At 67.1% G+C, this 12,606-nt stretch carries 12 protein-coding genes; 11 read left to right on the forward strand and 1 reads right to left on the reverse strand.

The features are described from left to right. The first annotated feature begins 72 nt into the window (after positions 1 to 72). From AAG895_RS03375 to nqrF, 8 genes are all read left to right on the forward strand, one after another. Positions 73 to 2,466: a 3-hydroxyacyl-CoA dehydrogenase/enoyl-CoA hydratase family protein gene (locus AAG895_RS03375; RefSeq protein ID WP_345794157.1), complete on the forward strand. Its 2,394-nt coding sequence runs from the start codon at positions 73 to 75 to the stop codon at positions 2,464 to 2,466. Positions 2,467 to 2,480: 14 nt separating this feature from the next. After that, positions 2,481 to 3,680 carry an acetyl-CoA C-acyltransferase gene (locus tag AAG895_RS03380; protein ID WP_345794158.1) on the forward strand — a complete coding sequence of 400 codons (1,200 nt, stop codon included), beginning with the start codon at positions 2,481 to 2,483 and terminating at the stop codon, positions 3,678 to 3,680. 334 nt (positions 3,681 to 4,014) lie between these two features. Further along, complete coding sequence (locus AAG895_RS03385; RefSeq protein WP_345794159.1) at positions 4,015 to 5,367, forward strand: Na(+)-translocating NADH-quinone reductase subunit A; 1,353 nt, start codon at positions 4,015 to 4,017, stop codon at positions 5,365 to 5,367. Positions 5,368 to 5,369: 2 nt separating this feature from the next. Then, positions 5,370 to 6,581: an NADH:ubiquinone reductase (Na(+)-transporting) subunit B gene (locus AAG895_RS03390; RefSeq protein WP_345794160.1), complete on the forward strand. Its 1,212-nt coding sequence runs from the start codon at positions 5,370 to 5,372 to the stop codon at positions 6,579 to 6,581. Further along, positions 6,574 to 7,362, forward strand: a complete 789-nt coding sequence (locus AAG895_RS03395) for a Na(+)-translocating NADH-quinone reductase subunit C (protein WP_345794161.1) — start codon at positions 6,574 to 6,576, stop codon at positions 7,360 to 7,362. The genes AAG895_RS03390 and AAG895_RS03395 overlap by 8 nt, the downstream gene beginning before the upstream one ends. A gap of 2 nt (positions 7,363 to 7,364) precedes the next feature. After that, the gene (locus AAG895_RS03400; protein WP_345794162.1) at positions 7,365 to 8,033 is read left to right on the forward strand and encodes an NADH:ubiquinone reductase (Na(+)-transporting) subunit D; all 669 of its coding nucleotides are present in this window, start codon (positions 7,365 to 7,367) and stop codon (positions 8,031 to 8,033) included. A 1-nt stretch (position 8,034) separates the two neighbouring features. Then, entirely contained in the window at positions 8,035 to 8,643 is a 609-nt protein-coding gene (nqrE, locus tag AAG895_RS03405; RefSeq protein WP_345794163.1) for an NADH:ubiquinone reductase (Na(+)-transporting) subunit E, read from the forward strand. 15 nt (positions 8,644 to 8,658) lie between these two features. Then, positions 8,659 to 9,882: an NADH:ubiquinone reductase (Na(+)-transporting) subunit F gene (nqrF, locus tag AAG895_RS03410; RefSeq protein WP_345794164.1), complete on the forward strand. Its 1,224-nt coding sequence runs from the start codon at positions 8,659 to 8,661 to the stop codon at positions 9,880 to 9,882. A gap of 74 nt (positions 9,883 to 9,956) precedes the next feature. Here nqrF and AAG895_RS03415 read toward each other — a convergent pair whose 3' ends face one another. Continuing rightward, positions 9,957 to 10,736: a YdcF family protein gene (locus tag AAG895_RS03415; protein WP_345794165.1), complete on the reverse strand. Its 780-nt coding sequence runs from the start codon at positions 10,734 to 10,736 to the stop codon at positions 9,957 to 9,959. A 161-nt stretch (positions 10,737 to 10,897) separates the two neighbouring features. Between AAG895_RS03415 and AAG895_RS03420 the strand changes: the two genes are divergently transcribed. From AAG895_RS03420 to fliW, 3 genes are all read left to right on the forward strand, one after another. Continuing rightward, positions 10,898 to 11,470, forward strand: coding sequence for a DUF2802 domain-containing protein (locus AAG895_RS03420; protein ID WP_345794166.1), 573 nt, complete (start codon positions 10,898 to 10,900; stop codon positions 11,468 to 11,470). Next, positions 11,467 to 12,078 carry an SPOR domain-containing protein gene (locus tag AAG895_RS03425; RefSeq protein WP_345794167.1) on the forward strand — a complete coding sequence of 204 codons (612 nt, stop codon included), beginning with the start codon at positions 11,467 to 11,469 and terminating at the stop codon, positions 12,076 to 12,078. The genes AAG895_RS03420 and AAG895_RS03425 overlap by 4 nt, the downstream gene beginning before the upstream one ends. A gap of 75 nt (positions 12,079 to 12,153) precedes the next feature. Further along, positions 12,154 to 12,597, forward strand: a complete 444-nt coding sequence (gene fliW, locus AAG895_RS03430; RefSeq protein ID WP_345794168.1) for a flagellar assembly protein FliW — start codon at positions 12,154 to 12,156, stop codon at positions 12,595 to 12,597. Positions 12,598 to 12,606 lie beyond the last annotated feature (9 nt).

The following is a 12,606-nucleotide window of genomic DNA, read 5'->3' on the forward strand; positions in this document are numbered from 1 at the left end:
ATCCCGAGCCGTGCCCAATGGCCTTTGCCGCGGGGCACGGATGAACCCTTACGCTTTCATCAGGAGGTGCAAGTGAGCAGACTGATCATTCGCAAGGTCGCCGTGCTCGGCGCCGGTGTCATGGGGGCGCAGATCGCTGCCCACTGCGCCAACGCCGACGTCCCGGTGATCCTGTTCGACCTGCCGGCCAAGGAAGGCCCGGCCAACGGCGTCGTCGACAGGGCACTCGCCGGGATGAAGAAGCTCGACCCGGCGCCCTTCGCTGCGAAGGACCGTGCGCAGTACGTCGAGGCCGCCAACTACGCCAGCGATCTCGCCCGTCTGGGCGAGTGCGATCTCGTCATCGAGGCGATCGCCGAGAAGATGGAGTGGAAGCTCGACCTCTACGCCAGGGTCGCGCCCCACTTGAAGGCGGGGGCGATCTTCGCGTCGAACACGTCCGGGCTTTCGATCGAGGCGCTCGCCGCCGGCATGCCCGATGATCGCCGCAGTCAGTTCTGCGGCATTCACTTCTTCAACCCGCCGCGCTACATGCCGCTGGTCGAGCTGATCCCGACCACCGCCACTGACGCCGCGCTGCTCGACGGCCTGGAGGCCTGGCTGACGACCCGCCTCGGCAAGAGCATCGTTCGCGCCAAGGACACGCCGAACTTCGTCGCCAATCGCGTCGGGGTGTTCTCCATCCTGGCCGTGCTGCATCACACGCAGCGCCTCGGGCTCGCCTTCGACGAGGTCGATCTCCTCACCGGGCCGCGCATCGGTCGCCCCAAGAGCGCGACCTTCCGCACCGCCGACGTGGTCGGCCTCGATACGCTGGTGCATGTGCTCGGCACCATGCAGGCCACGCTGGGTTCCGGCGAGAACGCCGATCCGTGGGCGAGGCATTTCCGCACCCCGGAGTGGCTGCAGGCGCTGGTGGCCAAGGGGGCGCTCGGGCAGAAGACCAAGGCCGGCATCTACCGCAAGCAGGGCAGGCAGATCCAGGTGCTCGACCTGCACCTGCAGGACTATCGCGACAGCGGCGGCGAAGTCTTTCCCGAGGTCGAGGAGATCCTGCGCCTGAAGAGTCCCGCGGAGAGATTCGCCCAGCTTGCCGCCCATCCGCATCCGCAGGCGCAGTTCCTGTGGTCGATCTTCCGCGACGTGTTCCATTACTGCGCGGTGCACCTGGCCGACATCGCCGACAACGCGCGCGACATCGATCTGGCGATGCGCTGGGGCTTCGGCTGGGCGCAAGGGCCGTTCGAGACCTGGCAGGCTGCGGGCTGGCGGGATGTCGCCGAGATGGTAAGGGACGACATCGCGCACGGTCGCGCGATGGCCGAGGTGCCGCTGCCCGCCTGGGTGTTCGCGCGTGAGGGCGTGCATGCGCCGGCCGGCTCCTACAGCGCGGCCGCAGACGCGCTGAAGCCGCGCGCCGCGCTGGCGGTGTACCGGCGCCAGCTCTACCCCGACCGCATTCTCGGCGAGGCGTCCGACGATCGCGGCGAGACCCTGTGGGAGAACGCCGGCGTGCGCCTGTGGCGGCGCGCCGACCAGGACGCGGGCATCGGCATCGTGTCGATCACTTCGAAGATGCATGCGATTGGCGACGAGGTCATGGAGGGCATGCAGGAGGCGATCGCGCGCGCCGAGATCGAGCTCGACGGCCTCGTGATCTGGCAGCCTGCGCCGTTCGCCGTGGGCGCCAACCTGCAGCAGGTGGACGCGGCCTGCCGCGCCGGGCAGTTCGAGCTGCTCGAGAAGATGGTGGCGAAATTCCAGCGCACCTCGATGGCGATCAAGCACGCCCAGGTGCCGGTGGTGGCCGCGGTGGAGGGCATGGCGCTCGGGGGCGGCTGCGAGTTCGTGATGCACGCCGCGCATCGCGTGTTCGCGCTCGAGAGCTACGTCGGCCTGGTGGAGGCGGGCGTCGGCCTGATTCCGGCCGGCGGCGGCAGCAAGGAGTTTGCCCTGCAGGCGCATGCGCTGGCGCAGCGTGCGGCCGGCGGCGATGTGTTCCCCTATATCCAGAATGCCTTTCAGACCATCGCGATGGCCACGGTCGCCAAGAGCGCGCTCGAGGCGGTGCAACTCGGCTTCGGCCGTGCGGGCGACGACGTGCTGCTCAATGCCCACGAGCTCCTCCATGCCGCGATCCGCCGCGCGCGCGCGATCGCCGAATCGGGCTGGCGCCCGGCGCTGGTGAATCCGGCGGTGACGGTGGCGGGCCGCAACGGCATCGCCACCTGCGAGATGATGCTGGTGAACATGGCCGAGGGCGGCTTCATCTCGGCGCACGACTACCGTGTCGCCAAGGCCGCCGCCACGGCGCTGTGCGGTGGCGAGGTGGATACCAACCGCCGGGTGAGCGAGCAGTGGATCCTGGACGTCGAGCGTGCGCAGTTCGTCGCGTTGCTCAAGACCGAGAAGACGCAGCAGCGTATCGCCCACATGCTCGAAACCGGCAAGCCCCTGCGCAACTGATCGAGGACACGAGAATGAGCAAACAGATTCAGGACGCCTACATCGTCGCCGCAGTGCGCACGCCGGTGGCCAAGCGCAATGGCGCATTCCGGCACGTCCGCCCCGACGACATGCTGGCAAGGGTGCTGCGCGCGGTGGTCGCCAAGGTGCCCAACCTCGACGGCAACGAGATCGGCGACGTGATCACCGGCTGCGCGATGCCCGAGGCCGAGCAGGGCATGAACGTGGCGCGCATCGGCCTGCTGCTGGCGGGTCTGCCCGATGCCGTGCCCGGCATCACCATCAACCGCTTCTGCGCCTCCGGGCTGCAGGCGGTGGCCGACGCGGCCAACCGCATCCGCCTGGGCGAGGCCGACGTGATGATCGCTGCCGGCACCGAGAGCATGAGCGCGATGCCGCAGATCATGGGCAACAAGGTCAGCCTCAACCCGGAGATCTTCGCGCATGCCGAGAACCTCGACATCGCCTACGGCATGGGTCTCACCGCGGAGAAGGTAGCGCAGCAGTGGGGGGTGAGCCGCGAGGACCAGGACGCGTTCGCGGTCGAGTCGCACCGCCGCGCCTGCGCGGCGATCGCCAGCGGCCGGTTTCAGGACGAGATCCTCCCTTATGTCGTGAAGTCCTACGCCCCGGGGGCGGATGGCACGGTGCGCATCACCGAGCGCCTGGTCGAGCACGATGAGGGGCCGCGTCCGGATGCCGCGGCCGACTCGCTGGGCAAGCTCAAGCCGGTCTTCGCGGCGCGCGGCTCGGTCACGGCGGGCAACAGCTCGCAGATGTCGGACGGCGCCGCGGCGGTGCTGCTGATGAGCGAGGCCGCGGTGAAGCGCTACGACGTCAGGCCGATCGCGCGTTTTTCCAGCTTCGCGGTTGCCGGCGTGCCGCCGGAGGTGATGGGCATCGGGCCGGTGGAGGCGATCCCGCGCGCACTCGCGCGCGCCGGCGTGTCACTCGGCGACATCGGCTGGACCGAACTCAACGAGGCCTTCGCCGCGCAGGCGCTGGCGGTGATGCGTCAAATCGGGATGGACCCGGCCAAGGTCAACCCGCTCGGCGGTGCGATCGCGCTCGGTCATCCGCTGGGCGCCACCGGAGCCATCCGCACCGCGACCCTGATGGCGGCGATGCAGCGTGATCCGGGGTTGCGCTACGGGATGATCAGCATGTGCATCGGCACCGGCATGGGTGCGGCAGGTATTTTCGAGCGGGTGTGATGGCGCATTGCAGCATTTTCTGAACGAAAGCTTGCTGCATGCTGAACGCCGGCCGACGGGGCGGAAACGCCATGAAGCCGTCGGCCGGCGGGATTTTTTGCTGCAATGCAATATGTTCATGGGGTGAAGGCCGCGCGCAATTCCGGCCGCCGGAGATTGTGGATATCCCGGATTTCCGTGCTTCCTTTCCCGTTCCGGGGTGATCGCGCCGTAACAATCTCTTATAATCCGGGCGTTTATCGACGCGGGATCGCCCTGGCGTCCGGGTGCCGAGGGGGTCCGGGTGCAATCAGGCGGTCTCGTCCATTCCCAGGCAACTTCGGGCGAGAGGCGCATGATAAGAATCAAACGCGGTCTGGACCTGCCCATCACCGGCGCGCCTGCGCAACGCATCGAGGCAGGTCGCCCGGTGCGTAGCGTGGCCGTCATCGGCTTCGACTATCACGGCATGAAGCCGACGATGGCCGTTCAGGTGGGCGACCGGGTCAAACTCGGACAGGTCCTTTTTTCGGACAAGAAGACTCCCGGCGTGGTGTTCACCGCGCCCGGCGCTGGCGTGGTCAGCGCGATCCACCGTGGCGAGCAGCGCGTGCTGCAGTCGGTGGTGATCGACCTCGAGGGCGAGGATGCTGCAGACGCTGCGATCGACTTCGCACGCTACAGCGATGCCGAGATCGATCGCCTCGACCAGCAGAAGGTGCGCGAGAACCTGATCGACTCCGGGCTATGGACCGCGTTGCGCACGCGCCCCTTCAGCAAGGTGCCGGCCATCGACGCGCAGCCGAAGTCGATCTTCGTCACCGCGATGGACACCCATCCGCTGGCTGCCGATCCGGTGTGCATGATCGGCGAGCACAAGGAAGACTTCGCCCGCGGCGCGCGCGTTCTGGCGCGTATTGCGCCGGTCGTCGTCTGCCACGCCGACGGCACGCAGATGCCGTGCAGCGGGCTCGCCAACGTGCGCACCGAGACCTTTGCCGGCCCGCATCCCGCCGGCCTGGCCGGCACCCACATCCACTTCATCGACCCGGTCGATGCGCACAGGTCGGTGTGGTCGCTCAACTACCAGGATCTGATCGCCATCGGCAAGCTGTTCGCCACCGGCCGCCTGTGGACGGAGCGCGTGGTGTCGATCGCCGGCCCGATGGTGGACAAGCCGCGCCTGGTGCGTGCGCGCCTGGGGGCGAGCCTCGACGAGCTCACCGCCGGCGAACTCAAGTCCGGCAAGAAGGTGCGCGTGATCTCCGGCTCGGTGTTCGGCGGGCGCACCTCGCGCGGCGCCTGTGCCTACCTCGGGCGCTACCACCTGCAGGTTTCCTGCCTCGAGGAAGGCACCGAGCGCGAGATGCTGCATTACCTGCGGGCGGGCGTGAACAAGCACTCGGTCATGAACCTCTACCTCTCCAAGCTCTCGCCGGGCAGGCTGTTCGACTTCACCACCAGCACCAATGGCAGCCAGCGCGCGATGGTGCCGATCGGCAACTACGAGGAAGTGATGCCGCTCGACATCCTGCCCACGCAGCTGCTGCGCTCGCTGATCGTCAGTGACACCGAAATGGCGCAGAAGCTTGGTTGCCTCGAGCTGGACGAGGAAGACCTCGCGTTGTGCACCTATGTGTGCGCCGGCAAGTACGAATACGGTCCCATCCTGCGGGATAACCTCACACGCATCGAGAAGGAGGGTTGAGAATGGGTCTGCGCTCCTGGCTCGACAGCATCGAGCATCATTTCGAAAAAGGCGGCAAGTACGAGAAGTTCTACGCTCTGTACGAAGCCATCGACACAGGCCTGTTCAAGCCCGGCAGTGTCACCCGCACCACCGCCCACGTGCGCGACGGCCTCGACCTCAAGCGCATGATGATCACGGTGTGGCTGTGCACCTTCCCGGCGATGTTCTTCGGCATGTGGAACGTCGGCTACCAGGCCAACACCATCCTGGCCGGCAGCGCCGAGCTGATGGCGGCGCAGGATGGCTGGCGCATCGCGCTCACCAGCGCGCTGGCGGGGCTGGATCCAGCCAGCGTGTGGGCCAACTTCCTGCACGGGGCGACCTACTTCCTGCCGATCTACCTGACGACCTTCATCGTCGGCGGCTTCTGGGAAGTGCTGTTCGCCGCGATCCGCAAGCACGAGGTCAATGAGGGCTTCTTCGTCACCTCGGTGCTGTTCGCGCTGACGCTGCCGCCGGACATCCCGCTCTGGCAGGTGGCGCTCGGCATCAGCTTCGGCGTCGTGGTGGCCAAGGAAGTGTTCGGCGGTACCGGCAAGAACTTCCTCAACCCGGCGCTGGCCGGCCGCGCCTTCCTGTACTTCGCCTATCCGGCGCAGATCTCGGGCGACGCGGTGTGGACCGCGGTCGATGGCTACACCGGCGCGACCATGCTGTCGCTCGGAGCCGCCGGCGGCATCGAGGCGGTGGTCGGCAACGGCATCGACTGGATGAGCGCCTTCCTCGGCACGGTCCATGGCTCGATCGGCGAAACCAGCACGCTCGCCATCCTCATCGGCGGCGGCGTGCTGCTGGTGATGAAGATCGCGTCGTGGCGGATCGTCGCCGGGGTCTTCCTCGGCATGGTGGGCGCCAGCCTGCTGTTCAACGCGATCGGCTCCGACACCAACCCGATGTTCGGGGTGCCCTGGTACTGGCACCTGGTGATGGGCGGCTTCGCCTTCGGCATGATGTTCATGGCCACCGATCCGGTTTCGGCGTCGATGACCAACACCGGCAAGTGGATCTTCGGCGCGCTCGTCGGTCTCATGACCGTGCTGGTGCGCGTGGTGAACCCGGCCTTCCCCGAGGGCATCATGCTCGCCATCCTGTTCGCCAACCTGTGTGCGCCGCTGATCGACCACTACGTGGTCGCGGCCAACATCAAGCGGAGGCTTGCGCGCAATGTCTAAGAAAGAATCGACGAGCCGCACGCTGCTGGTGGCGCTGGCGGTCAGTCTCGTCAGCTCGGTCTTCGTCGCCGGCGCAGCGGTGTCGCTGAAGCCGGTGCAGATCGAGAACCGCCAGCTCGACAAGCAGCGCAGCATCCTGTCCATCGCCGGACTGGGCGAGGGTCGCCTGTCGGCGCGCGAGGTCAAGGACCTGTTCGCCAGCCGGATCAGCGCCAAGGTGGTGGATCTGGAAACCGGCGAATTCACCGATGCCCACGATCCTGCAAGCTTCGATCCGCTCAAGGCGGCGCGTGATCCGGCGCTCTCCGACGCCCTTCCCGGGGAGCAGGACATCGCCATGATCAAGCGTCGCGAACGCTTCACCACGGTGTACATGGTGGAGAAGGATGGTGCGCTCCAGACCCTGATCCTGCCGATCCGCGGCTATGGCCTGTGGTCCACGCTGCACGGCTTCATGGCGGTGAAGGGCGACCTCAACACCGTCGTCGGCATGGGCTTCTACCAGCACGCCGAGACCCCGGGTCTGGGCGGCGAGGTCGATAATCCGAACTGGAAGGCGCAGTGGCCGGGCAAGGAGTTGTTCGACGCCGCCGGCAAGCCGGTGATCCGCATCGTCAAGGGTGGCGTCGATCCGGCCAGCCCGGACGCGAAGCACCAGGTCGACGCGCTCGCCGGCGCCACGCTGACCAGCAACGGTGTCGACCGCCTGATCCAATTCTGGCTTGGTGAGCAGGGCTTCGGCCCGCTGCTTTCCAGGCTGCGTACACAACAGGGGGCTTGAAAATGGCCAAACCGACCGTCAAGGAAGTCCTGTTCAATCCGGTCTTCGCCAACAACCCGATCGGCCTGCAGATCCTCGGCATCTGCTCGGCGCTCGCGGTGACGTCGAACCTGCAGACCGCGCTCGTGATGTCGATCGCGCTCACGCTGGTGACCGGCTTCTCCAACCTGTTCATCTCGATGATCCGCAACCAGATCCCGAGCTCGATCCGCATGATCGTGCAGATGGTGATCATCGCGTCGCTGGTCATCGTGGTGGACCAGATCCTCAAGGCCTACGCCTACGGGCTCTCCAAGCAGCTCTCGGTGTTCGTCGGCCTGATCATCACCAACTGCATCGTCATGGGCCGCGCAGAAGCCTTCGCGATGCAGAACCCGCCCATGCTCTCGTTCTGGGATGGCATCGGCAACGGCCTCGGCTACAGCGTGGTGCTGCTCACCCTGGGCGTGATCCGCGAGCTGTTCGGCGCCGGCAAGCTGTTCGGCGTCGAGATCATCACGCTGGCCAAGGATGGCGGCTGGTACATCCCCAACGGCCTGCTGCTGCTGCCGCCTTCGGCGTTCTTCCTGATCGGCCTGCTGATCTGGGCGCTGCGCTGCTGGAAGAAGGAGCAGGTCGAGAAGCCTGCCTTCCGCATGGCGCCGCATGTCGTGGAAAAGGAGGCCTACTGACATGGAACACTTTCTGAGCCTGTTCGTGCGGGCCGTGTTCATCGAGAACATGGCGCTCGCCTTCTTCCTCGGCATGTGCACCTTCATCGCCATCTCGAAGAAGGTCGAGACCGCGATCGGCCTGGGCATCGCGGTGGTGGTCGTGCAGACCATCACCATGCCGGCCAACAACCTCATCTACACCTGGCTGCTGCGCGACGGCGCGCTGGCGTGGGCGGGGCTGCCGGACGTCGACCTGTCCTTCCTCGGGCTGCTGTCCTACATCGGCGTGATCGCGGCGATCGTGCAGATCCTCGAGATGCTGCTCGACAAGTACGTGCCCAGCCTCTACAACGCGCTCGGCGTGTTCCTGCCGCTGATCACGGTGAACTGCGCGATCATGGGCGGCACGCTGTTCATGGTCGAGCGCGACTACAACTTCTCGGAGAGCGTGGTCTATGGCCTGGGCTCGGGTTTCTCGTGGGCCCTGGCGATCGCGCTGCTCGCCGGCATCCGCGAGAAGCTCAAGTACAGCGACGTGCCCGAGGGCCTGCAGGGCCTTGGCATCACCTTCATCACCATCGGCCTGATGTCGCTGGGCTTCATGTCCTTCTCGGGCGTGCAGCTTTAAGGAGACCGTGAAACGATGAATACCGAAATCATTCTGGGTATCGGGATGTTCACCGCCATCGTGCTTGCGCTGGCCGCGTTCATCATCGCCGCCCGCTCGAAGCTGGTGTCCTCCGGCGACGTCACCATCGACATCAACGGCGAGAAGAAGATCACCGTTCCGGCCGGTGGCAAGCTGCTGCAGACGCTGGCGGAGACGGGCCTCTTCCTGCCTTCGGCCTGTGGTGGTGGCGGCACCTGCGCGCAGTGCAAGTGCATCGTCAAGGAAGGCGGCGGCTCGATGCTGCCCACCGAGGAGTCGCACTTCACCAAGCGCGACGCCAAGGAAGGCTGGCGTCTGTCCTGCCAGACGCCGGTCAAGCAGGACATGAAGGTCGAGGTTCCGGAGGAAGTGTTCGGCGTCAAGAAGTGGGAGTGCACGGTCGAGTCCAACCCGAACGTTGCCACCTTCATCAAGGAACTCACCCTGCGCCTTCCCGAAGGCGAGGACGTGCACTTCCGCGCCGGCGGCTACGTGCAGCTCGAGTGCCCGCCTCATGTGGTGAACTACAAGGATTTCGAGATCCAGGACAAATTCCGCGGCGACTGGGACAAGTTCAACCTGTGGCGCTACGTGTCCAAGGTCGACGAGACCACGATCCGCGCCTATTCGATGGCGAACTATCCTGGCGAGAAGGGCGTGGTCAAGTTCAACATCCGTGTCGCCACGCCCCCGCCGGGACGTGACGACATCCCGCCGGGCAAGATGTCGTCGTGGGTGTTCAACCTCAAGAAGGGTGACAAGGTCACCGTGTATGGCCCGTTCGGCGAATTCTTCGCGCGCGAGACCGACAACGAGATGGTGTTCGTTGGCGGCGGCGCGGGCATGGCGCCGATGCGCTCGCACATCTTCGATCAGTTGAAGCGCCTGCACAGCACGCGCAAGATCAGCTTCTGGTACGGCGCGCGCTCGCTGCGCGAGGCCTTCTACGTCGACGAGTTTGACAAGCTGGCGGCTGAAAACCCGAACTTCACCTGGCATCTCGCGCTGTCCGACCCGCTCCCCGAGGACAACTGGACCGGCTACACCGGCTTCATCCACAACGTGCTGTACGACAACTACCTCAAGGACCACCCGGCGCCGGAGGATTGCGAGTTCTACATGTGCGGTCCGCCGATGATGAACGCCGCGGTGATCAAGACGTTGCTGGATCTCGGCGTCGAGCGCGAAAACATCATGCTCGACGACTTCGGCGGCTGAGTCGCTGCTGCCCACGTGCTCAAGCCCGCCTCCGACCGAATCGGTCGGGGGCGGGCTTTTTCGTTTCCGTGCCTTCAGCGCGAGAGTCGATAGGCCAGCTGCCCGAGCAACTCGTGCAGCGCGAACCAGGCTGCGTATGCGGTGTTCTGGCTCGGCAGCTGCAGGCCCTGCTCGTCGGCGGGGGTGACGTCGCCGCTGCCCAGCCAGGCGGTCGGGGCGGGAATGACCACCAGCCCGGTCGCAGCGAACTCGTCGCGTGCCCGGTTCATGTGCATCGCGTGGGTCACGAGCAGGATCGTGCGCACGCCGGCGCCCCGCAGCTGGACCGCCGACAGGCGAGCGTTCTCGCGGGTGTCGCGCGATGCGCCCTCGAGCCAGCGCGCCTGCACGCCGAAGTCCTCCTGCAGGCTGCGTTGCATCAGCACCGCCTCGGGGACGTCGCCCAGCAGCGCCCCGCCGCTGACGAGCAGTGGCAGACCGGTTTCCCTTGCCAGGCGGGCGGCATAGCGGAGGCGCTCGAGTGCGAGGCGGTTGATGGTCTCGCCGCCAAACTCGGGCGCATGTCTGCGCCTGCCCGCGCCGAGCACCACGATTGCCTCGGCATTGGCGACGGCGCGGGTGTCGAGCGGATGGGCATACTCCACCTGGGCGACCAGCCAGCTCACGCTCGCCGGTGTGATCAGCGCGAGATTCAGCGCCACCCCCGTCCAGGCGAGCGTCCTGCCCAGTCGTGGGCGGCGGCCGAGCAAGAGGAGCCCGGCGATGATGGGGAGCAGCGGCATGAGGGGCGGCAGCGCGAGCATGGCGGCCGATTTCTTAAGCCAGAACAGCAGGGTCGAGAGGTCGAGGGGCATCGGAAGTCGCCAGGCGTGTCGTTTGTCGGGGCGTGCGCCGGCAAGTATTATCGATGCATCGCATCCTCGTCGTCGCTCATGCCCCGCGCAACGCTTCCTCTTATTGCCATACCCGAACGGCGCGCCTCCGCGCATGGGGTGTTTCCCTTTCGCGTCAGCGCATGAGCGCGCGGGATCTGCTCTGGCTCGCGGTGCTGGCCCTGATGGGGTATGCGGCCTTCGAGTTTCTGCGCGCATTGCGTGCGCCCAGGCGCGCGCCTGCGGCGCCAGCCGCCGCGGCCGTGGCCCCCGCGCAGCGCGGCGGCCCCCGGGAAGCCATTGAGGAGCAGGGGGGCGATGGCGACGAGGACGGTGACTTCGACTACGCACCGGTGATCGCGCCCGTGGTGGCGGGAACGGACGTCGTGGCCCCCGCCGCGGCTGATGACGCGCGCGCCGAGGTGTTCGCACTCCAGCTCGAGAATTCGCGCCTGCGTCAGGAACTGCAGGCGCAGAAGGAGCTTGTCGGCATCCAGCAGCAGGAGATTGCGCGCCTGGTGGAGGACCTCAACACCCTGCAGGACGAGGCCGAGCGTGCGCGCGTCCAGCCGACCAGCTCGCCCGAGTATTCCGAGGCCATGGTGCTCGCGGCGCAGGGGCTCAATGCAGAGATGATCGCCGCGCGCTGCGGCATCACCCTTGCCGAGGCCGAGCTGGTGCTCTCGCTCGCCCGGCGTGGGGAGGCGAGCGCGTGATCGCATCGCATCGAGAACCGCCCGCCCGCGACGTCCTGCTGCGACGCGCGGCGGCTGCGCTGGCGGCTGCGGTGGCGCTCGGGATCGCGGCCTTGTTGCTGGGCACCCGTGTCGAGCCGACGGCGGGCGATGGGGGGGAGCGGCGCTTCGGCCCCGACCCGATCGCCGCCTCCGCACCCCGCGTGGCTGAGGTTGCCGGGGACGTCAAGTCGCCGGCAGCCGCCGAGGGTGCGGCATCAACGCCGAACGTTCGACCGCTGGCCGTGGAGGGCGCTTCTGCCGGGCCGGGCGCCGCGGCGCCCGCCGCGGCCGACACGCTTGCCGACGCCGGGTCGGTGCCCCTGGCGCCGCCGGGCGTGTTGCTGCCCGAGGCCGCGGTCGCGGCGAGCGCTCCCGGTCATCGCGTCCAGCTCGGCGTCTTCGGCGACGCCGCCAATGCGGTGACCGTCTATGAGCGCGCGCTCGCAGCCGGCTACGAAGCCCGCATCCAGAGCCGTGTCGTGGTGGGGCCGTTCGCGGACAAGGCGGCGGCCGAGCGCGCTCAGCGCAAGCTGCGCGAGGCGGGGCTCGGCGCGGGCGTGATCGTGGCCCCCGCGCGGTCGAATTGATTTATCGTGACTGGCTTCCTGGCGCCACCCTTGAAGCCGGATCAACATTGTCTTTTTCAACGCGAGGTAGAGTCGATGCAGATCAAGAGCCCGATGTTCGGCAGCGCCGAGGTTCCCGAGGACAAGGTCATCGAGTTTCCGCTGGGGCTGCCCGGTTTCGAGGCGTGCAGGCGCTTCGCGCTCGTGCACGAGGAAGGCAGCGAACCCGAGGTCTTCCTGCTGCAGAGCGCCGACGACCCCGAGGTGGCGTTCTCCATCACCCTGCCGGCCCGCCTTGGCGTGAACCTCGAGTTCCCGCTCAGCGATGAAGAGGTGGCGCTGCTGAAGCTCGCCTCGCCCGAGCAGGCAGCGGTCGCGGTGATCGTGCGCAAGGAGGACGCGGAGGCGAACGGCCCGGCGTCCACCGGTCTGCGCGCGAACTTCATCGCACCGCTGGTCATCAACGTCGTCTCCCGTATCGGCCTGCAGAAGGTGATCAACCGGCTGGGCTGCGAGATCACGCTCCGCGCCGAGGGCTGAGCGCCTTCG

The organism is Thauera sp. JM12B12 (assembly GCF_039614725.1).
GTDB lineage: Bacteria > Pseudomonadota > Gammaproteobacteria > Burkholderiales > Rhodocyclaceae > Thauera.